Origin of the sequence: Bacteroides sp. AM23-12 (assembly GCF_003434395.1) — a bacterium.
Taxonomy (GTDB): Bacteria; Bacteroidota; Bacteroidia; order Bacteroidales; family Bacteroidaceae; genus Bacteroides; species Bacteroides thetaiotaomicron.
Map to the genome: position 1 here is coordinate 1 of NZ_QTLF01000024.1, position 26,212 is coordinate 26,212.

General features: G+C 44.0%; 16 protein-coding genes and 1 pseudogene. 1 reads left to right on the plus strand and 16 read right to left on the minus strand.

Annotation, left to right across the window (positions count from 1 at the left end; translation table 11 throughout):
* Nucleotides 1–52 precede the first annotated feature (52 nt).
* The 6 genes and pseudogenes from DW640_RS17145 to DW640_RS17175 form a co-directional block, all read right to left on the minus strand.
* Entirely contained in the window at nucleotides 53–1,276 is a 1,224-nt protein-coding gene (locus DW640_RS17145; protein ID WP_048692405.1) for a nucleotide sugar dehydrogenase, read from the minus strand.
* Nucleotides 1,277–1,308: 32 nt separating this feature from the next.
* A complete protein-coding gene (wecB, locus tag DW640_RS17150) occupies nucleotides 1,309–2,487 on the minus strand; it encodes a non-hydrolyzing UDP-N-acetylglucosamine 2-epimerase (RefSeq protein ID WP_008761437.1) in 1,179 nt (392 codons plus the stop codon).
* Between the two features lie 230 nt (nucleotides 2,488–2,717).
* Nucleotides 2,718–4,647, minus strand: a pseudogene (locus DW640_RS17155) (polysaccharide biosynthesis protein).
* A gap of 33 nt (nucleotides 4,648–4,680) precedes the next feature.
* A complete protein-coding gene (locus tag DW640_RS17160) occupies nucleotides 4,681–5,028 on the minus strand; it encodes a UpxZ family transcription anti-terminator antagonist (RefSeq protein ID WP_016267464.1) in 348 nt (115 codons plus the stop codon).
* Between the two features lie 21 nt (nucleotides 5,029–5,049).
* Nucleotides 5,050–5,628 (minus strand): UpxY family transcription antiterminator, encoded by a 579-nt coding sequence (locus DW640_RS17165; protein ID WP_008761435.1) that lies wholly within the window; start codon nucleotides 5,626–5,628, stop codon nucleotides 5,050–5,052.
* Nucleotides 5,629–5,979: 351 nt separating this feature from the next.
* Nucleotides 5,980–6,930 carry a tyrosine-type DNA invertase cluster 3b gene (locus DW640_RS17175; RefSeq protein WP_117578745.1) on the minus strand — a complete coding sequence of 317 codons (951 nt, stop codon included), beginning with the start codon at nucleotides 6,928–6,930 and terminating at the stop codon, nucleotides 5,980–5,982.
* Between the two features lie 614 nt (nucleotides 6,931–7,544).
* Between DW640_RS17175 and DW640_RS23800 the strand changes: the two genes are divergently transcribed.
* Nucleotides 7,545–8,057: a hypothetical protein gene (locus DW640_RS23800; protein ID WP_008761433.1), complete on the plus strand. Its 513-nt coding sequence runs from the start codon at nucleotides 7,545–7,547 to the stop codon at nucleotides 8,055–8,057.
* Between the two features lie 131 nt (nucleotides 8,058–8,188).
* Here the strand turns inward: DW640_RS23800 and DW640_RS17185 are convergent, their stop codons facing one another.
* The 10 genes from DW640_RS17185 to DW640_RS17230 form a co-directional block, all read right to left on the minus strand.
* Nucleotides 8,189–8,761 (minus strand): GNAT family N-acetyltransferase, encoded by a 573-nt coding sequence (locus DW640_RS17185; RefSeq protein WP_117578746.1) that lies wholly within the window; start codon nucleotides 8,759–8,761, stop codon nucleotides 8,189–8,191.
* Nucleotides 8,762–8,984: 223 nt separating this feature from the next.
* Nucleotides 8,985–11,018 (minus strand): glycoside hydrolase family 2 TIM barrel-domain containing protein, encoded by a 2,034-nt coding sequence (locus DW640_RS17190; RefSeq protein WP_370448837.1) that lies wholly within the window; start codon nucleotides 11,016–11,018, stop codon nucleotides 8,985–8,987.
* Nucleotides 11,019–11,034: 16 nt separating this feature from the next.
* Nucleotides 11,035–12,483 (minus strand): sulfatase, encoded by a 1,449-nt coding sequence (locus DW640_RS17195; protein ID WP_182427104.1) that lies wholly within the window; start codon nucleotides 12,481–12,483, stop codon nucleotides 11,035–11,037.
* A gap of 73 nt (nucleotides 12,484–12,556) precedes the next feature.
* Entirely contained in the window at nucleotides 12,557–14,362 is a 1,806-nt protein-coding gene (locus tag DW640_RS17200) for a RagB/SusD family nutrient uptake outer membrane protein (protein ID WP_117578748.1), read from the minus strand.
* A 29-nt stretch (nucleotides 14,363–14,391) separates the two neighbouring features.
* Nucleotides 14,392–17,778, minus strand: a complete 3,387-nt coding sequence (locus DW640_RS17205) for a TonB-dependent receptor (protein WP_187323692.1) — start codon at nucleotides 17,776–17,778, stop codon at nucleotides 14,392–14,394.
* Between the two features lie 125 nt (nucleotides 17,779–17,903).
* On the minus strand, nucleotides 17,904–18,929 hold the full coding sequence (locus tag DW640_RS17210) for a FecR domain-containing protein (protein WP_117578750.1): 1,026 nt from the start codon (nucleotides 18,927–18,929) through the stop codon (nucleotides 17,904–17,906).
* A 77-nt stretch (nucleotides 18,930–19,006) separates the two neighbouring features.
* The gene (locus DW640_RS17215; protein ID WP_055218065.1) at nucleotides 19,007–19,594 is read right to left on the minus strand and encodes an RNA polymerase sigma-70 factor; all 588 of its coding nucleotides are present in this window, start codon (nucleotides 19,592–19,594) and stop codon (nucleotides 19,007–19,009) included.
* 93 nt (nucleotides 19,595–19,687) lie between these two features.
* Nucleotides 19,688–21,142: an AbgT family transporter gene (locus tag DW640_RS17220; protein WP_008765615.1), complete on the minus strand. Its 1,455-nt coding sequence runs from the start codon at nucleotides 21,140–21,142 to the stop codon at nucleotides 19,688–19,690.
* The gene (locus DW640_RS17225) at nucleotides 21,132–21,860 is read right to left on the minus strand and encodes a DUF5932 domain-containing protein (RefSeq protein ID WP_008761423.1); all 729 of its coding nucleotides are present in this window, start codon (nucleotides 21,858–21,860) and stop codon (nucleotides 21,132–21,134) included. The genes DW640_RS17220 and DW640_RS17225 overlap by 11 nt, the downstream gene beginning before the upstream one ends.
* A gap of 35 nt (nucleotides 21,861–21,895) precedes the next feature.
* A complete protein-coding gene (locus DW640_RS17230) occupies nucleotides 21,896–26,143 on the minus strand; it encodes a DUF5113 domain-containing protein (protein ID WP_117578761.1) in 4,248 nt (1,415 codons plus the stop codon).
* Nucleotides 26,144–26,212: the final 69 nt, after the last annotated feature.

Consider the following 26,212-nt stretch of genomic DNA (forward strand, 5'->3'; position numbering starts at 1 on the left):
TTCAAATATTTCAAAGAACTCTTTTAGATTTTAATGGGACAGTAATGTAATATTAAATATGATAAACGCCTTCAAGAGGACAGATATTGAAGCAGTCAAGAATAACCTTGCCCTTCAGCTTATTCCAATTTCCCTTAATGTGATCATGCTTAACCATAATAACAACCATATCTATATCAACAAGAAACTCATCGAAGTCATCGTACTGATTTTCTGCAATCTTGTTTCCTACGAGGAATGGGTCATAACACTTAAGTGGACGTGCAAGATGATGCTCTTGTAATTCAAGCATTTGGAGAGTTGGTGACTCTCGATAGTCATCGACATTCTCCTTGTAAGTGAGGCCGTAAAGACCTACCTTACGGTTATTCTCGATGTTGTTCTCCTTCATAATTTCATGGATACGGTTAAGGATAAACTCAGGCTGTGAGTCGTTTGTCTTCATTGACTCATCTATAACCTTAGCAAGACGTGGGTAATCACCTACAAGGAACCATGGGTCAACAGAAATACAGTGACCACCTACACCTGGGCCTGGCTGAAGGATATTAACACGTGGGTGCATATTACAAATCTTAATAATCTCGTAAATGTCCATATTATCATGACGACAGATGCGTGCAAGCTCGTTAGCAAAGGCAATGTTGACTGCACGGAAGGTATTCTCAACAACCTTGGTCATCTCTGCAGAGCGGATGTCAGTAACAACGATTTCCCCCTGACAGAACGATACATAGTACTGCTTTACCTTCTCGCCAATTTCCTTGGAATCAGCACCAATAGTACGATTATTGTGGAGAAGCTCATAAACCATATTACCTGGAATAATGCGCTCAGGTGCGTGAACAAGGTGGAGGTCTTCACCAATCTTAAAGCCATTCTCCTCGACTACTGGACGTACGAAGTTGTCCATAGTACCAGGGCTAACTGTTGACTCAACAACAACGGTTGCTCCCTTAGGACATATCTTCATCACTTCCTTGATAGCTACTACAACATAGCATGCGTCAACCTTCTTTGAGAACTTGTCATAAGGGGTAGGTACACTGACGATGTACATGTCAGTCTTCTGATATTCAGTGGTAAACTTAATGCCAGCTTTTACTGCATCATTGAAAAGTTCATCAAGACCATCCTCCTTAAAGGTCGTCTTACCTGCATTAAGAGTTGCAACGAGTTCTTTGTTATAATCAGTGCCGACAACTTCAACACCATGCGAGGCCATCATCAGAGCTGTAGGAAGTCCAATGTAGCCGAGGCCAATTACGTTAACCATGACTTATTTTGACATTTTACTTATTATTCTTTTTACTTTCCATAAGGAGTAGGATTCTCACCATTGAGAGCAGCAATAATGCGTTTACAAGCCTTACCATCACCATAAGGGTTAACTGCATGACTCATCTTCTCATAAGTAGCTTCATCATCAAGAAGCGCACTTACTTCATTCACAATCTTTTTATAATCAGTACCTACCAAATGGACGGTTCCAGAGCCGAGCGCTTCTGGACGCTCTGTAGTGTTACGCATTACAAGTACCGGTTTGCCAAGTCCTGGAGCCTCTTCCTGAATTCCGCCTGAATCAGTAAGAACAATAGTTGACTTTTCCATGAGGTAAACGAACTCCAAATACTGAAGTGGCTCAATGAAGAACAAATTTTCAAAGTTATCCAAATTCTCGCCAAAGACTTCATGGATTGGCTTACGCACGTTAGGATTGAGGTGCATTGGGTAAACGAAATCTACATCAGGATACTTCTGAGTAAGGTCTTTTATAGCTGTACACATATGGATGAAACCATCACCAAAGTTCTCACGACGATGACCGGTAATAAGGACGAGCTTCTTACCATCTGAGAGACGACTTACATCATAACCTGCTACTGCAAGTACATTGTCCTGTTCCTTTGCAAGTACTTTGTCGTTCTTCAGTTTGCTAACCACCATGTGGAGGGCATCAATAACAGTATTACCAGTTACGAAGATTTGACCAAGGACTTTCTCTGCAAGAAGGTTTATCTCTGAAACTGAGGTTGGTGAGAAGTTATAGGTAGCAATACGACCGGTGATCTGGCGATTCATTTCCTCTGGCCAAGGACTATAGATGTTGTGGGTACGAAGGCCAGCCTCTACGTGGCCAACAGGAATCTGTGCATAGAATGCTGCAAGGGCAGCTGCTGTAGAAGTGGTAGTATCACCATGGACAAGCACTACATCAGGACGACACTCCTTGAACACGTCACGCATACCAGTAAGGACGCGAGCGGTCACATCAGTTAAATCCTGACCTTGCTTCATGATGTTCAGGTCGTAATCAGGAGTAACTTCAAATAGCTTGAGCACCTGATCAAGCATTTCTCTATGCTGACCTGTAACACAAACGATAGTTTCGAACTCCTTCATATGCTTTTGGAGCTCATTAACGAGTGGGCACATCTTAATAGCCTCTGGACGAGTGCCAAAAACGAGCATTACTTTTTTTGCCATAAATGTGACTATATACGATTATATTAATCTTTATGAAACAACTATCTTAAATGACTTTGAATTCCTTATTTTCTTTGCACTTTGTTAGTACTCAATTGCTTTTCCATTATTATAAATATCAGTGACCAAACATTACTTATATTTTACAAATTAACATTTCAGATTCTTTTTATGCGGGAATAGATTGTTCCTCACGCTCGAAAACTTATTCTTCCCTTTTAGACAATCTTTCAGTTATTATCCAATACCTCAAACTTCGGTGAGTTCTTGGATTTAAACTCAGGTACCACTTTCTTCATTAGCTTCACTGTATCCATGATCTTTACCGTACGGGATAAATTCTCGAACTCTCCATAAGTATCAAGGATATCAGTATATTCATAATGACGTACCTTCGCTATCATTATCTTCTTATTTTCTGTAGGGATTGTATTCTCCTTATCACTCAATACTTCTTCATAAAGCTTCTCACCCGGACGCAATCCCGTAAACTCAATCTCAATATCTTCACCAGGACGATAACCGGCAAGTTCGATCATACGGGTAGCCAGGTCAACAATCTTCACAGCCGTCCCCATCTCAAAAACAAAAATCTCATTACCTTCACTCATCGTAGCAGCTTCCATTACCAGACGACAAGCTTCGGGAATAGTCATAAAGAAACGAATGATATCAGGGTGAGTCACTGTGACAGGACCACCATTCTCAATCTGTTCTTTAAAACGGGGAATTACAGAACCGTTACTACCCAAAACGTTACCAAAGCGGGTAGTGATAAATTTGGTACGACCTTTTACTTTTCCCTCACGGATGGCACAGCCCAGACTTTGTACATAGATTTCTGCCAGACGTTTCGAGCATCCCATTACATTAGTAGGATTTACAGCCTTATCGGTAGAGACCATGATCATCTTTTCTGCTCCGTATTCCACTGCCATATCAGCAACCTGGCGAGAGCCGACAACATTGACCAGTACAGCTTCACAAGGGTTTTCCTCCATTAATGGAACATGCTTATAGGCAGCGGCATGAAAGATTATCTGAGGCTGATAAGTTTCGAACACCATACGGAGACGTTCTTTCACACGGACATCTCCAATGATGGGAACAAAGTCTAGATTTGAATATTTCTTTTCAAATTCAAGACGTACATTATGCAAAGGAGTTTCGGCTGAATCGAACATTATTAATTTGCGAATGCCCATTTGCGCCAACTGACGGCACAGCTCACTACCAATACTCCCGGCAGCCCCCGTTACCATAATTATTTTATCCCGAAATTCTGCTGCAACTTCCTGTATATTGATACTGATTTCCGGACGCCCCAGCAAATCTTCTATCTTAATAGGACGTACCCATTGATGAAAGTTTCCATGTTCATCAGCCTCACTAATAGAAGGGGCTATCAGTGTTCTGATTTTATTTTTTTTTGCAAAATTGAAGTAAACGGTCTTCCTCTTCTCGGGTATCTTCATAACGTGCAAATAAAATACTTTGGATGCAATGCTTGTGCATCTGTCTTTTGAAATCTCCTTCATTCTTAAAAGAATAAACCGGAAAGCCTGCTACACGAAGGATCGAAGCACTTGTATCATAAACATAAAAACCAACAACTTTGAAATGTCTGCTATTCATCAGACGTACCTGCAATGCCACACTTTTATCATCTTTACCATATATCAGAATACGCTCGTTTTTCTTATTCATCTGATTAAGAAGAAACTCGTAGATCAGTATCAGCTGAATACGAAATCCAGCCATTGCAATAAAGGTCAGCATACCATCGAATAATACAAAGATCATTCTCTGACTGTTGGACAAGCCCATTTGAGGTATGAAAATCCAAATAGCAATAACCATACAAATGGCTTTTAAACATGCACTTCCCATCAGACGCCACAATTCCTTTAATTGTGAAAAACGTATGGTATTGCGATAAGTACGAAATATGTATGAACCGAGTATACTGGAAATAAAAGAAATTCCTATAATTTTCGCAAAAACATCTGTTCGTACAGAAATTCCCGTCATACTATAGATACCGATGTAGGCTATCCATGTACAAAGAACAGCTATAGCTGTATCAATTCCCAATATAATCCAATAACTACAATAATTCTTCCGGAGGTATTTTAAAACACCTTCTAATGTCTGTTTCATAAATATTATTCCCCAATATCTTAATTTTAAACTTTATACACTCATATACTCTTTGCAAACAGTATATAAATCATCTTTCAAAGGTGAGGGAGGAAGAGTTTCAAGAAGTTCCAGAGAACGGGAAAGAATATGTTCCCTTTTCAAGTCATCCTCCAGACTGGCATACAGACTCACACTATAGCCCAACAGAAGAGCAAGACACAAGGAAGCGTCCTGTTCCGGAGTACTGCCATGCAGAGGATATAACTCATTCATTTCATTATGAATATCCTTATTCAGCTGAGCCAGGTCGTCAGCATACAAATAACTGCCGGAGCATTCGATATGAAGAAGGCGATGGGCCTGATTATGAAGATGAAAGATTTTATCCTGTAACTCCATTATACAGATCTAATTATCTTGTCAAACTACGGCTTTTATTGATTCCACATACCCGGCAGGCATATCCACACAGGCGCATCCCAGCATATTCAGACGGACAGCAATCTTACTCTTACCGTCAACACTGACGAGTTCGCCGACAAGCCCCGACAAAGGTCCCTTTATCACACGGACCTGCTCGCCACGGGCTAAAGGAGAACTGCTCATGCATACGGCTTCCTTGGAATAGTCGAGCATGAAACGGAAACGGGCCATCTGCTCATCAGGAATAACGGCAGGATTGCTTTCACCACGCATCACCATATAACGGCTCACTGTAGAAAGGCTCAGAACTTCCACCCGTTCTTTCGGGTCGGCATGTACAAAGACCATCATTGGAAGAAGGACGGATTCGATCAGTTTACGACGGTCACTCCATTGATGCATCTCCTGTTGAAGAGGGATGAAATTTTCAATGCCCATCTTGTCTAAATACTCCGAAACTTTCTTCTCGTGATGCATACGAACCAAGGCGACATACCAGCGTTTTGAGTGTGCTACGCCTTCCCCTGTCCCATAGCTAGGCCCAGCATTAATAGATTTCTTGTTTGTTAGAATCATCTTTTTTTACCCCATTTTTGTCCGTTACTTCTTAGGTAACGGAAACCTATACATTCAAAGACAAACAGAATGGGAACAGTGAAAAACATCGACAAATACGTGATAGAAGGAGTTTGCAGCCTGCGAGAAGGGGTATATTCCTGTGGAAATATGGTATAACGGCAGTGGGACATGAAGATAATGTTTTTTCATGTTCAAAGACTTTTTTGCCTTATTTGCGGATAAAACGAAAAAAAATGGAATTTTATTTGTTTCCTATTTGTGTTTTTGTCTATCTTTGCGTCATATTTAAATCCGTTACCTAAGAAGTAATGCACATAGTTTAATACTGACTATTAATATTTTATATATTTACAACGCCTCCATTGAGTAGTTCTTCACGTAAGATAAATTCATCTTATTTACTTCCGTACGTTCCTTCAGTCCGAATCCCTTCAAATAGATCTGGGTTGTCTTGATGGACTTATGTCCCAGCGACTCGCTGATCATTTCAATAGGGACGCCACGATATTTGGCGGTAGTCGCCCATGAATGGCGGAGCGTATAGGAAGTCACCGGAGAAGTCAGACGCAAAGCTTTTGCCAATCCCTTCAAATGGTTATTGAACCGGCGAAGGGCGGACTGGTATTCACGGTAAGCACGTTCATCCTTACGCTTCTTGTCACCCGAAAGGATATCGAACAGATAGTCGGGACAATCCGGACGTGAAGGCTGATGATTCAGGAGCTGGCTGATCATCTCCTGCGCCGTATCAAGGATTTCCACACTCATCGGAGTCTTCGTCTTGATACGGCTGTAACGGAGAATATTCTGATCCGGGGCAGACTTCTCAAGATGTGCCAGATCGGCAAAGGACATCCCGCAGAACTGGAACATCAATCCGGCAATGGCCTGTGTACGTCGCAAACGGTCCGTCTTGGGATCCTCATACAGAAGCTTATGCAATTCCGGAACCGGCAACGCGCGTTTCTGCCGAATGTCCACTCCGGTATATACATCATGAAACAGTCGGGGGACATACGGAGCTCTCCCCGACTCCACTCCACGATTATAAACACTACGCAACATACGCATATAGGTAGAAACCGTATTCGGTTTCAAACCACAATCACTCAGATGCTGACCGTAACGGCGCAGACACTCACGGGTAACCTGACGGAACGACACGTTCTGCGTACCACAAAAGTTACTGAAAGAAAAAAGGGCATTCTTATAGACATGCGCTGTAGAAAAGCGCCCCTCTTTTTGTAAACGACCGATGTATAGTTCCCCACACCGGCTAAATCCATTCTTACTTTTCATCTTATATCACTAGTTATTTTATATACAAGTATAGGGCGAAAATATGAAAATTCCATCTTCGTCCGGCAGAGATTCTTAATTTTATTTAATTCAGGAAGAGTGGTAACGGCCGGACAGATGTTCCGGAGAGCAAGGGAGGCACGTAAAAAAAGAGAGGCAAAGGAAAAACGCCTGTTTGTAATAAACTTTGTTAAACGCTCAACCGCAAAAACCGTACTATTTATCAACATCAATCCCCGCGTATATACGCGCAATTTTAATTGGTAGCGGATAATTCTCATATCATTACACAGTAATATCAACCGGCATTTTCCTTATTTTGAAAAATACGAATATTCGTCCTAGCTTTGCACTTCGGTTTTAACCAATACCTCCGTTTCTCACCGAGAAACACCCTCTTGGTTTTAAAGAAACGGGGCGTTGGTTTTAAAGGAACGGCCCTTTGGTTTTAAACCAAAAAGAGGTATTTGTAACTATTTGATTTTCAATTTCTTATAAAAGCATAATTCCGTCCCCGTAACCCATGGGATTTTTCTCAACAAACAAAACGGAATTCATGACCCGAAGCGGTCTGATGCATATAATATTTATTTACAATTAAGAATTAAAATCCCATGGTTACAGTTACAATTACCATCAAGCCGTATCTGGCAAGGTATATGTACGTACGTTACGCACAAAGTTTAGAACCCGAATCCGAAAGTCGCCCCTCACCTTCTTCGTCAGCCTCTCTCCGAAAACCGATTCCTATCCATCTCTCTCACATCACTCCCATCTATCATTTTCTCTATCAGTTATCCGTCCCGCATCCATCCAAAGTATCCTGGAAAGAAACAGGAAATATCACGTTTGTTCTGCCTAATCCAGCCTACGGAAAGAATCCGGAAGTATATAATTATATCGGGCAGGAAAGCGCATTAACCATAGAAAAGGAAATCGAAGTGGAAATGAGGGCGGAACTCTATGAATTTCTGCTGGAGAATAAATTCAAAAACGGAATCATGTTCAAACGCTCGATGGAGCTTTTTGTGGAACATTATAATATGGAAGGTACAGTGGAGGAAGATAGCCTTATGAGGGCTTTTAAGAGGTGGAGGAAGGCGATGAAAGATAATAGAAAATACTAATACATCTAAAAAAGGGGCTGTCCGATTTTGGACAGCCCCACACAAAAATAAGTCTTATATTTAGGCTGCACTAATAAAGCTACCTAAATCTTTATATATTTCCTCTATTTTAACAAACTACTATCAGGGAACTATCTGTCCGATTCATCATCTCTCCAATGTTCAGGTTTGTTCAACTCATCCGAACACCTGATCTTTCCTTTATCCACATCAAATCCCTTCGGACTGATTGCCTGAACCATCCAATAATCCGAGAACTGTTCCAGTATCGGGTAAGGAGCAGGATAACCCAGCCTGGCTGCATCCGGTATAAAACCATATTTTGGATAATATTCTTTATGCCCCAATACAAACACAAGGCACGAACCTTTTTCCTGCAACCTCTCTATACCTTCCCGTATCAGCATTCCGCCTATACCCTGCCGTTGATATTCCGGCTTGACAGCTAAAGGTGCAAGAATGTGCATCATCTGTTGTGCTCCCTGACCATCAAAATAGGCTCTGGTGAAGAGAATGTGTCCGACAGCCTCACCTTTGTAGAAAGCGAGCAACGAAACCATTGGTTTTGCAGTTTTGTCAGCCAGCAGATCGGCTACCAACTGTGCTTCTTTGTCATAGCCAAACGCTTGTTTTTCAACAGTCATTATGCTGTCGAAATCATCTGTATTGGTCTCTCTGATTTGTATATTAATTGAATTTATCATTTCATTGTTTTTTTGAGCATGTATATCTTGCAGATAGTTATTATCCGCTTTATAGACATGCGATTATACTTATTATATAGAATATGAAAATAACTCTGGCAAGAATATGCCAGAGTATGAATTAAGGGATAACCTTGACAGACTGCCAAAGGTTATTTACTTCACGGACTCCTTCTTTGCTTTACACATAGACCGCAAAGGTAATGCTTTCTATTGCATTATGCTATAGTTTGCAGCGAAAACTATCCATCAATTTTACTTTTTTATTGATAGAAACTACTTTTATTTCATTCTCTCCCGGCTGCAACTCCACATTTTTCCATTCCAAAATAGCATACTGATCCGGCATTGCCTTACCATAGCTTTTTCCATTGACAAACAGTTCCGCCCCGGGCTGATTAGTGAATGCAGTAATTGTTTGCAGACATCGGGAACGTACGGTGTTACGTTTTCCGGCCAGATAAAGCACAGGTTCTTCCTTGTTCCAGTTAGCCTTATAAAAGTAGAACGCGTCCTTACGTACTTTCCGGTCAAAGGTAACCAGCCCCTTATCATTAATTCCCGGACGATCACCTTCCGTACGGTGAGCCGCACCGAAATCAAACATATTCCATACAAAGCTACCCCATATATAAGGACGGGAAGAAATCGCTTTCCAGTTCTCTATATGATAATAAGTCTGCCAATTCTCCGGATGCCACCAACTGTTTGGCACGGATTTTACCAACGAATCCTGCTGATGATAAATGCTGGCACCAGCACCATACTCACTGATGGCAATACGGATTTCCGGATGATCTCTATGCATACCGTCCAGCCAGCGTCCTAAATCGGCCGGGGTGCCTCCATACCATCCGTCGTATCGATTCCATGCGATGGCATCTGTTATAAAATTCAAGTCACCCATTTGATTACTTGCCGAAGTGGTAGGGCGGGTAGTATCTTCCTGATGCGCCAGCTCATTTAATTCCTTGATATATTCCACCGGATTATCGCCGGATTCAAGCAGTTCATTGAACAGCCCCCATACACAGATGGAAGGATGATTGAAATGCTGGCGGATCAGCTCCTTCAGCTGTTCTTTCCCATTGGCACGGAAAGAAGGCAGATTGACAAATCCTTTATCATCATATCCTCCGGGACCGATAAAAGGTATTTCTGCCCAGACAATGATGCCATTCTTATCCATCAGATCATAGAAATAGGTAGCTTGCGGATAATGTGCCAGACGAACCGCATTCACTCCCATTTCCAGCATCAGGGCTGCATCTTCTTCATGATGCTGAGGACGTAAAGCATTACCCACCTCACTCCTGTCCTGATGACGGCAAACACCGTGAAGAGGCAGATGCTTGCCATTCAAAAAGAATCCCTTATCCGGATCAATCCGATAATAACGAAGTCCTAAAGGCTGTGTCACACAATCTACCAACTGCCCTCCTCTCGACAAGGATACCTCCGCCTGATAAAGGAACGGGTCCTGACGGCCATTCCACAGATGAGGATTATTTATTTCGAATGTAAGTTCCTGCTGCAAAGCTGCATTCCCGGCAAGAGAAAGTGTCTGTTTCTGCTCCGCCACCACTTTTTGACCATCCAGCAAACGGACACCCAGTTCTACTTCCTGACCGGCATTATTGCCATTTGCCAAATCAACGACCGCCCTTACTTTCGCATATTGATGACTGACACTATCCTGTATCAGACGAACTCCCGGAGAAGCATAATTCAAAGGAGAAATACAAGCCTCATCAGTGATCAACAGATGTACGTCCCTGTAAATACCGCCATAAAAATTAAAGTCACCCACCAAAGGCATCACGTCCAGTTGTTCTCCATTATTCACCCGCACTAATATAGAGTTCTCTTTTCCATAATTCACCTCTCCGGTTATTTCAAAGACAAAAGCTCCGTATCCTCCACGATGTTCACCGATATGACGGCGATTGATAAATACATCTGCTATACTGTTCGCCCCTTCGAAACGAAGAAAAAGACGCTTGCCTTGCCATTCGGGACGAATGAACAGTTTCTTTTCATAATTACCGATTCCCCGTTTATAGTCGATCTTTCCGGACAAAGCATCCTGCGCATTCCAGGTATGGGGCAGATCTACTCTTATTTCCGACCCTTTCTGCACCTGATGCGAGAATCGGAACTTCCAGTTGTCGTTTAATAAAATATCCTGCCGCTGAGCAAAGAGCGGCATACTGCAAAACAGGAATAAAGCAACTGCCATCAAGCGGCAGCATGACATAATTGGTGTTCTCATATTATTTTTTTAATGATGATTTCTTCACTTTGATAAAAGAAGAGAGTGATTCAACTTTACTTTTATATTTTTTCTCATTGACTCTATTTTTGTTTTCTTCTTTATCTATCCGATGATCGAACAGCATACTTGCTTTCTTCACGTCCCCTTTCATCCATTCGGCATAACTAAAACGTTGGTCAACCGCATTGTCTCCCCCTTCCCACTGAATATAGACTTCATCCTTCGTCTTAACCTTCAGGTTGCTGAATACTTTCGCAAAGCTCTGTCCATCCAACTGTTCTCCAGGTTGTGGAATCTGACATAACTCGCACAAAGTAGGATACAAATCCACAAACTCAACCATCGACCGGGTCTTTCCTTTTTTCATTCCGGGCACACGGATAATCAACGGCACATGAGTAGAACGGTCCATCAGATTATGTTTACCCACAAAATCATGTTCGCCCAGATTCCAGCCGTGATCTCCCAACAGTACCACAATCGTATTCTCCGCCAGGCCTAACTCATCCAGAGCGTCCAGCACTTTTCCGATTTGTGCATCCACATAGCTCAGGCAAGCATAATATCCATGCTTCACTTCCCGCTGAAAATCAGCATCACTTGTATCAGTCACCCGTGCATAAGCATATATTTCACTCGAATTACGGACTTGTTCCGGCAAGCCTTCCGGTCTGAAACGGTTGGGAGCCAAAGGTATCTCTTCCCGCTTATACAAATCCCAATATTTCTTCGGGGCATTAAACGGCAAATGAGGTTTCCAAAATCCGCAAGCCAGGAAAAACGGCTTGTTCATCTCTTTCATACGCCGCAGGTCACGAATGGCACGTTCCGCCAGTTTTCCGTCATCGTATGCCGTATCCGGAACATCCGCTGACTCGCAAAACGGTCCGCGCATAGTCTTGGGATTGATCGTCTTGCCCGATTCCGAGTTCATCCAAAGTTCCCATTTATTATATTCCGCCCAATAGACATCGTATCCATCCGGATGATTCCGGTAGGGAGGTTCGCTCCACGATGCGGCATGATCGCTCATGTGGTGAAAAACTTTGCCATCCGAAACTGTATGATAACCATTCTTTGTAAACCATCCGGAAAGAGGTATAGCCTCCGGACAATCCTTGCTGGCATAAGCCGAGAAATTCACAAAACGATCGGGATAGTGAGGATATACGCCTGTCAGAAGGCTGGCACGGGAAGCGCCACTCACCGGAACATTGCAATAAGCGTTCTGAAACAAGACTCCGCTCGATGCCAGACGATCCATATTCGGAGTCTTGACCGCCTCCACTCCGTAACAACCCAGTTCGGGACGCATATCGTCAGCCATCAGAAAAAGAACATTCATTCTGGAAACATCGGAGACAGTGCGCTGCGCCTGCACAGCAGAGGCCATACAGCAAGCTGTCCCGCAAAGAAGGGTATATTTTACCGAAATAGCGTTCTTCATTTTATAGTTTAAATTTTCAAGACCTGCAATATACAAAATATTACAGGTCTTGCCTCTGTTTTTACTCAAAAAATTATTTAGTCCATACCGGATTCTGTTCCAGATTCGTATTCAGTGCCAGCTGCTTCAGAGGCAGCGGATACAGGTAATAATGTTCCTGCCATCCGAGCGGAGCGTCAAAGAAGTAAACATACCCTTCGTCATTGTTCGGTCCGCCGGTCACTTTCAGATTTTTAGCCGAAGCTCCCGTCACGTATGCTCCCAACGGGCGTTTATTGACATAGTCTCCTTTCTTCCATCTACGGAGGTCGTCCAAGCGGAATCCTTCCCCCATCAGTTCCACACGTCTCTCCCTGCGTACCTCCCACAGAAGAGCAGGAACGGAAGGATCACGGGCCGTATCAAAATCATCCGTAATGTCTTCGACCGTCATTTTCGCTACATGACCGCGTGCACGAAGTTTATTAATGGATTTATCGGCAGCCGTCTGATCAAACTTACCTAATTCGCACATGGCTTCGGCATAATTCACCATTACCTCTCCTACACGGAACAAAGGCGCATCTGTCGTATTCACTCCATTGGCATTGGTAGCTACGGTATGCGTATTATAGTACTTCCATACCCAGAATCCCATTTGAGAAGCATTCCAGCCCTGTCCCCAATTCTGATTCTTGAAGTGCGGCTGCCCCTGCACCGTGAATCCTTTGAAGTTGGAAGACGGCAAACGATGATAAGTCTCACCGGAGATTGTAGCAAGAAGATCTATAAACTCTCTGTCCTGCGCATCATCCGTATATTTCCAGTCGGCCGTGCTCGGACCATTTTCTTTCTTTACCATATAGGGAGGACATATCGTCAGATACAACCGGTAATCACGGTCGCGGAACTGTCCGTAAATCTCCTTATCACCGCCATACCGACTGGTGGTAGTACTTACCGGACGACCATCCGTACACAGATAACTGTCTACCGCATCCTTTGTCGCCTCAATATAAGATTCACCGGTACGCACCATACGTGTCAGACCATGCATCAACTGACCGGTTTCATAGGCTTTATACAAGATAATGCCCGTTACCCCATCCAAAGATTCCGAATTGAAAAGCTCGTCATACCGTGGATGCACATTCGGATAAACCTTCAAAACTTCTTCCGACGCACGTACACATTCTTTCAAGTAAGTCTCGGCATCAGACAATCCATGATATTTCCGCCAAGTACCCTCGAACAAAGCAAAACGGGAAATAAGTGCCTGCACCACAGATATACCAATGGTGTTTTTGCCATCGTCCGCACCGATATGTGTCTCCGCATATTTCAGGTTGGACAGGATATTCGAAGCCACCAGATCGCGACTATCCCGTTTGCCGTACAGTTCCGGACTGTCTTCTTTCAACGCATTCTCCACCCAAGGGATATCTCCAAAGCGGGAAAGCATCTGAAAGTATTTATATGAACGGAAGAAATAGCCGACACTGCGCCAGTGCTCCTTCTCCGTATCATTCATCTGCGAACCATCGATATTGTCCAGCATCAGATTTACCCGGCGGATATAGTCGTAATCCCATTCCTTGACTTCATCTGTTGCCTTCGCCTTCTGGTATGCCCACTGCCCTTCATATCCGGACAAACCTTTGATCATATTGTCCGACTCAAAATCTCCGCGGAATATTTCGTCCGTCTGCCCCGTATCATACGTATATCCGAAGAATACATTATATAATCCCCATGCATACGTTTTGAAGTTATCATAGGTAGTAAAGACTGTCGCTTCCGTCTGTTGTCCTTTCGGATAAACTTCCAGAAAAGAGTCATTCAAACAAGACGACATCAGCAAACAGAGACTAATGCCCGTACCCAGTATATATTTCTTCATAACAATTACTCTTTTAAATAGTGAAACAATCAGAATGAAAGGTTGATACCAAACGAATACTGCCGCATATACGGATAGGTAAAACCGCGTTGTCCCAAGTCATCCGTTACCGAACGTTCCGGATCGAGTCCTTTCGGCAAATGATCGAATGTATAAAGATTCTCACCGCTAAAGAAGACAGCCAGATTATTGACACCGATCTTAGTCATCCACTTGGACGGGAAATTATAAGATAAGGTGATGTTCCGGATACTCAGGTAGGAACCATCCTGCAGATAACGGGTCTGAATACGTGTATTGGCAGCTGTATTTCCGGCAGCTTTCTCATACAGACGGGGGAAATAGCTGTCTGTGCGTTCCGGCGTCCAGTAATTCAGTTGTGTGTCATATACCGTCGTCCATGCGTCATAATGCGGATAGAACAAGTCATTCATAATCCACAAATCACGTTTGCCTACTCCCTGCAACAGGAAAGATAAAGAGAACCCCTTCCAGCTTGCACCACCGTGGATGCCATACTGATAACGACGGGTACTATTACCGATGATCTTACGGTCGCCCGGATCTTTTGTCGTACTTGTGCCTCCGTTGATAATATCGTTGTCATCCAGATCTTTATACAGGATATCACCCGAATTCGGATTGTAGCCTTCCACTTTTGGAATGCCTGCTTTCAGCTTGCCATCGGCATCGAAATCATCAACAGTATACAGGCGGTCGGTAACATACCCCCAGATCTCACCCAGTTCCATACCTACACGGTAAGTATCTTTATCGTTCTTATCCTTGCCGAAGAGACCTGTCTCGTTATTATACTTGGTAATCTTGGTTTTAGCATCATAAAGGTTGAAGCCCAGATTGTATTTCACTTTTCCGATCTGATCATTCCAGTCTACAGTGATCTCCCATCCTTTGGAACGAAGATCGGCAGTATTCTGCAAAGGAGCACTTGCACCCAGCACAGCCGGTAATTCCGCTCCCGGAGCGAGCATACCTTTCGTATCACGACGATACCAGTCGAATACAAGATTCAGCCTGTTGTTCAATAAACCCAGATCAAAACCGACATCGACAGTCGTCACTTTCTCCCAGGTAAAACTGTTACTGACCAATGCGGCAGGTTTAAGGGTGGTTACCTTGATACCCGAAACGGTCCAGTAAGCCTGCTCGGCATCCATACCCGGAATATAAGCGTATGGAGTGATACTCTGATTGCCGATATTACCCCACGAAGCACGCAATTTTAAGTTAGACAATACGGATGTCAACGGTTTCATAAACGCTTCTTCGCTCACACGCCATCCGGCAGAGACAGAAGGAAAGAAACCGAAGCGACTGTCTTTCGGAAATTTGGAAGAGCCGTCATAGCGTCCGTTCGTTTCAATCAGATATTTGCCGGCAAAGGAGTAGTTGATACGATAGAATAATCCTCTTACTGTATAGCGTTCGAATTTATCTTTAGCGAAATAATCTCCTGTAGCCTGCGATATAGAAGGAAGGTCTTCGTTAATCATGTTCATACGCGACATTTCCGCATAGCGATAGTCACTGCTCTCCTGATTGAAACCTCCCATCACGGTGACTTCATGCTTGCCCCATGTGTTATTGTAGTTTCCGTAGAAGTTCAGGGCATTATAATCGGTAATGCCGTTGGAGTTTTCATACTTAGAGTTTGCCGTCGAAGTCTCTTTCACAAAGTTACCTCCGTGGGCATAATAGAACTTCTTTTCAAACTTGGTCTTTTCATTACTCAGATGGTTGTATGTATATTCACCCACCAGTTTGACGTTCTTCAAAGGAGTAATCGTCACCTTTCCGAAGATACGGATATTGTTTTTCTGGATAGTCGTCGGATAAGCAAGATTAATCAGATTCCGGGGAGTATTAATCGGTAGTTCTTCTCCGTCGATATTCATTGTTCCGGTAGGGAAATAAGACGGGAAGGCAACGGCTGCTCCCCAGATTCCATATCCTCCCGAAGTCTCCGGCAATTCTGATTTCGAGTTCGTGTATTTGATATCCAGTTCCGGAGTAATCCATGAGAATACGTCCGAACGGATATAAGAAGACACATTGTAACGTTTATACGCATCCTTGTCCGAGGCCAGCACTCCATTCTCATCGACCATACCGAAAGAGAAACGATAAGATATATCTTTCGTGCCGCCACCTACAGAAAGATTGTGCGTCTGCTGGAAACCGGTCTCCATCATATCATCAAACAGATTGGTTTCTGCCAGACTATAGCGCAATCCGTCCACCATTGCATACCCATCGGGATAAGCCGAAGGATTGGCATTGTATTCTTTCAATAAATCCAGCCACGTATCCACATTCTGTCCACTCTGATAGTTGATGGTTCCCATGTCTTTATAAGCCTGCACCGTCTGAAGCGGTGTTGCCTTACGAGGCATATTGGCAGGTCTGCTAAATGAGAAATTGTTAGAATAATTAATAGAAAGCCTGGTTGAATCCGATCCTTTCTTTGTCGTAATCAGAATGACGCCAAATGCGGCACGTGCCCCGTAGATAGCCGAAGAAGCAGCATCTTTCAAGACCGTTACTGATTCAATATCATTCGGATCGAGCATATTGATATCCATTTCTACGTTATCCACCAGAACCAACGGTTTGCCATTCTTATCCAGACTGTTGACACCACGGATATTGAAACTCATTTCCTCTCCAGGTCTACCGGAGTTACCCGTAATCTGCAAACCGGGCATCGCGCCTTTCAAGGCATCGCTGACCGACACTACCGGACGGTCTCCCAATACTTCATCCATCTTCACGCTGCTTACCGCACCGGTCAGATTCGCTTTCTTCTGTACACCGTAGCCTACTACCACCACTTCGTCAATCAGACGGCTGTCTTCTTTCAGAGCAATGTGCAAAGGAGTCTGATTTTTGACAACGACTTCCTGCGTAGCATATCCGATATAAGACACGGATAATCGTGCATTCGGAGTCACCGACAGAGAAAAGTTTCCATCCATATCCGTAATCGTACCTTCCGTAGAATTCAGCACTTTCACATTGGCACCAATCACTCCTTCACCCGAAGGATCGGTCACTTTGCCTTTCAGGACAAACGCTTTTCCCTGTTCCTTTTCAGGCACTGCGGCATGGAATATGACCACCCGGTTTCCGTTCACTTCATAACTGATCCCCGTACCAGTCAGCAGTTGGGCCATCACGTCATTAATTGTACCCTTGTCCACGTTCACAGAGACTTTCTTATTCAGGTCAATGTCGTTATTGCGAATCAGAAAAGAATAATTTCCCTGCTTCCTGACTACTTCAATGGCTTCTTTCAAAGTAACGTTATCTGCTTTGACACTGAACTTCTTGTTTTGTTCCTGCGCTGAAAGTTGAAAACCTGTCAAGACATTACTTAGGGACAAAAGCAGAAACATCAATAATGTTTTTCTTATTATCAATCTCATTTTTTTCACTATTAAAGGTTAACATATAGTTATTTATCGTAGCTGCGGACTGCCGGTATATCTATCGGCTGTGTCCATGTTTTTTCTTCTTTCTTTTATCTTACCCCCTTTCTTTTATCGGTAATAAAGATGGTGTCACCACTGACTTTCCACGTGTATTGTTTCTCAACGTTGATTTCGCGTAATATATCATGAATATTCTGATTGCTGTCGAAGGAACCGGAGAAGTGTTCGGCCTTCAGACGCTCGCTTTCTATGCTGATCTTCACCTGGAATTTACGTTCCAGACGATGGGCAATATCAGCGAACGAAGCGTTCTCGAAGGTCAGTCCGCCGTCCAGCCAGTCGCAGGCTTTACTTGCATTGGTCTTCAGCTTTTCCATGCGTCCGGTGTTCTTGTTATACAGTGCCTGCTCATTAGGGAATAATTTCATTACGGAATTAGCAGACGCCGATAAATTCACCCTGCCTTCCAGCAGAGACACCATCACATAATTATCGTCATCATAAGCACGGACATTGAATACCGTGCCGACTACCTGCACCTGCACATCGTTCGTCTTCACGAAGAAGGGAACCTCTGCATTTTTCGCAACTTTAAAGTATCCTTCGCCATCCAACGTCACATTACGTTCGCGGATACCAAAACCACGGTGATAGCGCAATACAGAACCTGCATTCAGAGAAACCTCCGTCCCGTCAGGAAGAACGATATTCGTTCTTGATCCGGCAGGAACCTTGATTTCGTAAGGAGAATCGGCGTTGGTATATACTTCCGTCAGATTTTCCGTATACGTATACCAGAAATAGTTGCAGCCGATCAGCAGAATAACGGCGGCAGCCACTTTCAGCCAGACAGGTATCAGTTTCCGGACAGGCTTCGAAGAGACAGGAGCAGTCATTCTCTCCTTTATCTGCACTAAATTGGAATTTTCTATTTCTGCAAACGACGGCACGGAAGAAAGTGCCCATACGGCAGACATTTCCCGGAAAGTCCGGGCAGCTTCTTCATTGGAAGCCAGAAAGGCAAGCAACGTTTCTTTTTCTTCATCGGTGCTATTGCCCGACAAATAATTACTAATCTGTAATTCCAGTTCTTCTTTATCGTAATATTCTATCATAAACCGTTCTTTTTCTATGGGTGTATATAACTAGATACGCAATAAAAAAAGAAACGTTTAAAAGAAAACCGTTTTTTTTAGAGAAACATCAAAATAGCTATCATATAGGGAGTACCAAGGGATTCGCGCAATTTAGTCAGCGCAATTTTCATCTGCACCCTGACGGTAGCGACATTAATATTCTGCTCTTCCGCAATCTCACTGTACGACTTGCCTTCATACAGGCTTGCCTTAAAAACAGCACGGCATTTGGCAGGGAGCTCCTCTACTTTCCGCAGAATGATCTCGTTCATTTCGCTGCTTTCCAATGCCTGTAACGGATTGTCGGAAGAAAGAATATGATTTTCAAGAAAAGCCCATATTTCCTCCATCTGCTCGGTCATCATACGCTCATTAAAAGCGGAAGACCGCAAATAACTGATACTTGCATTCTGAATAGCCCGACGAAGATACGGAAGGGCAGGATAAGTGATATGGTGGCGATTCTGCCAGAAAGAAACGAAGACATCATTGACTATTTCACCGGCGACTCTCTTGTCATGTACGTAGTAAACAGCTATCGCACACAGGTATAAATAGTACGTATGATAAATTTTATCAAATGCTTTGGTGCTACCGTGATTCAGTTGTTCGATTAGTTTTTCAGAGACTTCTGGTAAATTCATTCGTTCTTTTTCTTTAAGGGACGGGTGCAAATATAGCGATTAATTCAGAAACTCAAAATTCCGGTTGTTAAAACCGGAACTTTGAATCGTGAATTATAGTCCCATCGGTATCTTCAACAGATACCAGACGATAAACAGTAACGTCCATGCTGCCAGAATGCACAAGGAGTACCTCCATGTATATTTCAGCAACGATCCGTATGTGATCTGTTTGTCATATTGCCGCATATACGTCAACACCAGCGGCATATAGAATAAGAAAGGAGTAATGGCATTCGTCGAACTGTCTCCGATACGGAAAGCACACTGCGTGACGTCCGGCGAAATCCCCATCTGCGCAAACATCGGAATGAAGATGAAAGACATAAATGCCCATTTGGAAGTGGCGGATACCATAATCAGATTGATAAACGCCGTAAACAGGATAAACAAGATGAGTGCGGACAAGGGAGCCGGCTCAAAAGAAGAGAGCAGGTCCGCTCCCATAATCGCAAGACACTTGTCCAGATGAGAATACTCGAAACAGGCAAACATCTGGGCAGCGAAGAAAGCAATAACGAAATACACACCCAGCAGTTTAATCGGCTGGGTAAGTCCTTCGATCACATCATTATCGCTGCGATAACGACCGGAGCTGAATCCGTAGGCCATCCCCGTAAAGCCTGCGCCCAGAGATAGCAGAAACAGGATACCGGCTATGAAGGGCGAGTGCATCAAACCTCCGTTAACGCCACGCAGGATACCATAGGAAGAGAAAGTAAGCCACAAAATAAGGGCAACGTATATCCCTGCCACTGTAACAGCCACCATCAGCGCACGACGTTCTTTCCGTGACAAAGGGCGGTAGGCTTCGACTTTCACACTTCCCTCATATTTTCCTAAGTTCGGGAGAAGCCATTTCTGAGTCACCCAATAAACAATCCCTGTAATTACCACTGTCGAAGCGCTCATAAAGAAGTAGTTGCACAGCGGCTCCGTGTTTCCCTGATATCCCATCAGTGTGAGTGCGGCTTCCTGAGTGGTATGCGCCAAGAGCGGGTCCATCGTACTCAATACGATATTGGCACTATATCCGCAGGCCACGGAAACGTAAGCCGTCACAATCCCCGCTATCGGATGAAGTCCCACCCACTGAAACAGCATGGCGGCAATGGGAAGCAGAATAATATAACCGCCGTCACCAATGACGTTCGACAGCAATCCGAGGACAATCACCCACAGAATAACTTTTCTTTTCTCTTTCCGGTTTCCCACTCCCAGACGGATGCACGCATCGATAAATCCGGAATGTTGGGCCACCCCCAGTCCGAACATGGCGATAATCACCATGCCAAGCGGAGCAAAACCGGTAAAATTCTTGATAGCATTCCGCAACCACCAGCGGATTCCCTCAGGACTCAGCAGGCTTTGCACCCGAATATCCTCCCCTGATTGCGGCAGCGTTACTTTCAGTCCGTAGATATCACATATCCACGAAAGAAAGACCACCGCCATTGTCAGCAGCAGGAACATCGTAGCGGGATGCGGCATACGCCATTTACTCTTCATCAGCTTCCAGATTATCCAGATCGATAATGCGTAATTCCAATGCACGGACAGCCAGACGGGTCGCGTTCACTCCCACCCGTTCTCCATTCGGGAAGAGACGTCCGATCAGGTCATTCTGTCGTTTCTCCAATGATTTCACGCCGAATGGCATCCCTTTCAGGTTGGCAATCATATCTTTGGTGTAGCCTAATGCCAGATGGCGAAGAAAACGCTCGTCATATTCATCAATATCATAGTTGATTACCGCTTCCTGACGCTTGGCATCATTCGCTACCGACTTTTTGAAACGATCTACGATCTTCTCCAGAATCGGATAGTTGAATACCAGCTTCTTGCCGTCCATTACAGCTTGTACGTCTGTCTTGGTCAGCAATTCTCCTGTTTTAAGAATAATGCCGTCCGCTCCTGCATTCAGCACATCCACCCACAGTTTTTCATTCAGTATTTCCCCCGTAAAGATCAATACACGAACCCCCTTGTAACGTTTGAAAATATTCCGGCAGATATCAACGCCAATCGTCGTAGAACCTCCCAGTCCCAAATCCAGCAAAACCAGATCGGGAAGCTGCGCTTCCATCAACGGCCAGAACTCGCTTTCTGTCATTGCCGTGCCGATCACTTCTGCGTTGGGTATCTCATGACGGAAAATTTCTTCTGTGCCTTTCAATTCCAGTTTTACGTCCTCTACAATAATAACTTTAAACTTCTGTTCTTCCATTTTATTTATCTAATAACTTTTATGTGTCTTCTTTCTTATCTGCGCGGGATGGTGAAGTAAACCGTAAATCCTCCCCCTTCTGCCGGTTCGGCATTGATACGGCATCCTCTGCGCCCCGCAAATTCATCATGGTCACGAATAATCTGCTTGCATATCAGATATTCCGTTCCCCTCAACTCCCCTTTTTTGCCGGAAGTCATACGAGCCAGGTTCGGATAGAACAACTGGTTCAGCTCCGTCACACTCTTCTCGCGCCTGGTATCCGTAAAGAGGAAACGGATATATTCGTTGTCCTTACGAGCCTGCAAGCGTATCACTCCTTCTTCACGAACCGCCAATGCTTCATCAATCAGATTCTCAAACAGGAAACGCAACTGATTCACGTCGCCGATCACTTTGGCTTCCATCGGTTCTATGATTAGTTCTACCTTTTCCGTCCGGTTTTTCATGACCTTCCTGAAGTATTTTCCAGCAGCATCAAAAAGCTCCTGTACCGGAATCGTATTCCGGCGGAAAGTAACCTCCTCCAGCTGTCGGGCAGCGCATGAACTCAGAATCGTAAAGATCCCTTTATAGTATTCAATCAGTTCCGTAATCGTCTCCACAGCTTCCCGTTCATCCTTTTCCGGAAGGTTCTGCGTATTCAACCGACCGATAATCTGTTTAATCTTGTTTGGATAATAAATCGTCTCATGCTTAATAGTCGAAAGGCAGTTATCGAGCACCATGTTCTGCACATGGAGCATACTGTCTTCCCACGAAGCACGGCGTGTTTCCTCGTGTGCCGACTCAATATCCCGGTATTGCGTGGCAAGCTTTACCACTGCATTGAACACCACAATCGATACATAACGTGCTACCAGCTCAAAAAGAAGATGATCCGTTTCCTGTTGCGTCCCTTCCCTGCGTTCCAGATAAAGCACGCCTACACATTGATGCTCACCTCCGGCTTCCACCATCAACGGAATCGCCTGCAAATTCTGTTCTGAGAGATATTCACCCGTTTCAAAACATTGCTGCACCATCTCCGGCATTTCCTGTCCGGGACAGGAAGCATATTCCAGCCGATGCGTAGTCTCATTATAAACCGCAATGCCCATCAGGCTGATTGTCAGCAACTCATTTACTGAGCCAAAAGCCTCATTCACGATGCGCTGCGGAATCTCTTTAAGCGTATTTTCCTCCCTCTGAAGAGCTTCCTCGTTCTCCTGAGTCTGAGGTCTGACCAAAGAGGCGGCAAAAACTTTCTGATTTATCTCAAGCACCTGTTCCAGGTTCAAACGGTTCTGCAACATCTTCCTCATATACAAGAGATAATAGCCGATCAGAGAAACGATCAGCAAGACGAAACAGAGGATGATACCAACCGTCTTATTCGTGTTGGATCGTTCCAACTGCCTACAATATCCTTCCAGAGTCTGGTCTTCTCCCTGTACCTTATATAAATCCGTAAAAGCCGAATTATTATAACTGTAGGCATCAATTTGTTTCAAAGCAAGGAATGCTACCGCCGCTTCATTTCTGATATCCAAAATCACATGATAGTCTGAATCAAAAAGTTCATTCCACCAAAACAGTTCAGCAGGGGTTCCTTTTCCCACCAGTTTCATGTATCGATGCGGCTTAGGGGTACGCGTATATTTCTTATAATGCTCATTCAGCGACATCATTGCCGAATCTATATACTGCAATGCTATTTCGTAGTTCTCATCCACATTGGCAAAATAAGCGGCATTGGCATAATCAGAGGCTGCATCAAGCAGATCTTCATAAGTAGAATCTGTAGTAATCGCAATGGAGTCACTATCCTGCAATATCGACGGAAGGGGTTCATGCAGACAAGAAGCCATTCCCAACGGAAGCAACAGGCAGAGCAACACGCCAATCACTTTACGTACTCCTGAAGGCAAGCGGAAATAAAAACGGCTTCCCTTTCCCGGTTCGCTTTCTATATCGAATACGCATACCCGGAACAGTTCATTCGTTTTCTTATATTTCTCTATGATTCCCTTGCAGTTCATCAAACCAAAACCGCTTCCCTTATTCTCTTTCAGTTCTTCCGGATCTGCCGCGTCTTTCATGCCGATAGCACGCGAATCATATACCTTTTCACCAATAATATGCGCGATATCTTCTGCTGAAAGTCCTCTCCCATTATCTTCTACGGAGATTTCCACATACGCGTCGGTAGCATGCGCATATACTTTAACCGTTCCCCCCTCGGGCGTATACTTACGGGCATTTTCAGCCAGTGTATTAATCATAAACAAGGTCAATGCGCGATCGGCCTTTACCATCAGGGTGGTCGGTTCGATTTCCAGCTTTTGCTTTTTCATTTCAAAAGCACGCCGTCCTTTTCCCAGCAAATCAAACAGTTCATTCAGACTGAATGTCTCGATGTTCAGACTAAGCGTACCTTGCTTCATCTTGATCCAAAGTGCCAGAATATCATTATATTCGTTGATGGTAGTCACCAGTTCATCAATGTACTGGTATTTCTCTTTCTTTATCCTGGCGTCATCAATATATCCTTTTTCCGTCAACTTATGTACTTCGTTCAGAATCCGGTCGATATAAGGATTAATCCCGTTCACGATGGCCATACAAGCCTTCTTTATCAGATTCTGACGTTTGTTTCCTGCAATATGCTGCTCGTAGATATACCGCTGTTTCTCCAGCTGATTTCGCTCGTCGCTCAACGTAGCCACCATTTGTTCATTTTCAGCAGCCCATACGATATAAGGTTCCACTACATGCACCAATGCCTTCTCGTCCCGGTTCAGTCGATGGGAAGAAGGTACCAGTGCAGCTTTTCCTTCTTCCGGAATTTCCAGCGTCAGACGTCCTTTCCCAAACAACTGGTCAATGCCTTGCTGAATCAGAGGTACGTTCATCGGTATGGAAGAAGTGATATCCCGACAAAGAGAGAGAATCCGTTGCAGACGTTCCACATCCACCTGATTCCTGATCTTGGAACGTTTGTTGAAGAACCACCAAAGGATGATCACCAGTACTAAGCCGACAATAACCAGAAAAAGAACGACCGTCATCTGTCGCGATCCTGCTTCCAAAGACAAATAACGGCTTTCCAACTCCTTATCCTGACGGGTAAAGTTCAAAATATCCAGATAGATATTCCGGTTATAATCAGAAGCATCCTTCATCCCCAGCCCGGCATATGAAACGCTCAACTGCTCCCTTATCCGTGAGATCCATTCGGGAACGGTCTTCACCTTCTCCTGTCCAATCCATGGAACTCCGGTATAAGTAGTATCTCCCTCGGCAAACGTATATAATTTATCCAGCGTATCCACTTCATTATGATAATAAAGCATGTGATGATGGTTTACGCAGTTCAATGCTTTTGATAATGTATCCAAAGCTTCCTGATAACGTCCGTGCGCATTCAGGTATTTGCCGATAGATACATAAGCTCCGGCAATCTGATACAAGTCATTATATTCGCGAAATTTCTCCAGTGCCAGTTGGGCCAAACGCAAAGGGAACAAAGAATCTACCGGAAAATCAAACTGATCCAACGCATGTGTACGCCTTGTCTTGAAAAACTCAAAATTAGACGGGGATGCCATCAGATTGGCAAGCCCCTGCATTCCATTCCCCTCAAAATACGGATGCTTGCTCTTCACGGCTGTCCGCCAAGTGAAATAAAGTTCGTCAAACTCGCGGAGTTTCCGTTCTTCCGGAGTATTCGCTGCGACCAAAGAAGCCGATCCTTTGAGATAATGATAATAAAGAAGCTGATTGGTATCGCTCAACGCTTCGTCTTCCTGAATATTATCGATAGAGGTTATCGCTTCCTGCCGTTGCTGGAGATAGTAATAGTAAATGGAGGAAACGAGAAAAAATTCGGTAAATGCGTAATCCAGCCGAAGCGCTTCGTGACGGTCGGCAAAGAGGTCGCTCTCTTCACGGATACGCTTCATCCGTCGGAGGGCACTGTTCCGGTAATCATAAAATTCTTTGTTGAGCGCTGTCCGCTGGCAGATTTTCATCAGTCCGATGTCTGCAATCAACAGCTCAAGCTCATTTTTAGTCAGTTTGTATACCTCTTTATGATACGCCTCGGCACGGTCGAAATCCATATTCATGAAAGCACAGAACCCCAGATTATTGGAAGCTTCCGCTTTCCCCGACTTATACAGGTTTACTTGCCGATATGCTTTATAGGCGTATTTGTAGGAAGAGTCCAGATTACGGTAACGATAAGCATACGCTTTTCCATTCAGCGAGTCGATAAGCCTCACTTCTTTTGTGGGCACCATGTCGGTACACGAAAAAAGGGAGGAAAGCAACAATACTCCTATTATATATAATGGAGAATGGAAAATGGA

Coding starts and splice junctions, on each gene's coding strand:
- DW640_RS17145 (WP_048692405.1), bottom strand. CDS start 1,276: ATGGTTAACGTAATTGGCCTCGGCTACATTGGACTTCCTACAGCTCTG.
- wecB (WP_008761437.1), bottom strand. CDS start 2,487: ATGGCAAAAAAAGTAATGCTCGTTTTTGGCACTCGTCCAGAGGCTATT.
- DW640_RS17160 (WP_016267464.1), bottom strand. CDS start 5,028: ATGGAGTTACAGGATAAAATCTTTCATCTTCATAATCAGGCCCATCGC.
- DW640_RS17165 (WP_008761435.1), bottom strand. CDS start 5,628: ATGATTCTAACAAACAAGAAATCTATTAATGCTGGGCCTAGCTATGGG.
- DW640_RS17175 (WP_117578745.1), bottom strand. CDS start 6,930: ATGAAAAGTAAGAATGGATTTAGCCGGTGTGGGGAACTATACATCGGT.
- DW640_RS23800 (WP_008761433.1), top strand. CDS start 7,545: ATGGTTACAGTTACAATTACCATCAAGCCGTATCTGGCAAGGTATATG.
- DW640_RS17185 (WP_117578746.1), bottom strand. CDS start 8,761: ATGATAAATTCAATTAATATACAAATCAGAGAGACCAATACAGATGAT.
- DW640_RS17190 (WP_370448837.1), bottom strand. CDS start 11,018: ATGTCATGCTGCCGCTTGATGGCAGTTGCTTTATTCCTGTTTTGCAGT.
- DW640_RS17195 (WP_182427104.1), bottom strand. CDS start 12,483: ATGAAGAACGCTATTTCGGTAAAATATACCCTTCTTTGCGGGACAGCT.
- DW640_RS17200 (WP_117578748.1), bottom strand. CDS start 14,362: ATGAAGAAATATATACTGGGTACGGGCATTAGTCTCTGTTTGCTGATG.
- DW640_RS17205 (WP_187323692.1), bottom strand. CDS start 17,778: ATGTTTCTGCTTTTGTCCCTAAGTAATGTCTTGACAGGTTTTCAACTT.
- DW640_RS17210 (WP_117578750.1), bottom strand. CDS start 18,929: ATGATAGAATATTACGATAAAGAAGAACTGGAATTACAGATTAGTAAT.
- DW640_RS17215 (WP_055218065.1), bottom strand. CDS start 19,594: ATGAATTTACCAGAAGTCTCTGAAAAACTAATCGAACAACTGAATCAC.
- DW640_RS17220 (WP_008765615.1), bottom strand. CDS start 21,142: ATGAAGAGTAAATGGCGTATGCCGCATCCCGCTACGATGTTCCTGCTG.
- DW640_RS17225 (WP_008761423.1), bottom strand. CDS start 21,860: ATGGAAGAACAGAAGTTTAAAGTTATTATTGTAGAGGACGTAAAACTG.
- DW640_RS17230 (WP_117578761.1), bottom strand. CDS start 26,143: ATGGTGCCCACAAAAGAAGTGAGGCTTATCGACTCGCTGAATGGAAAA.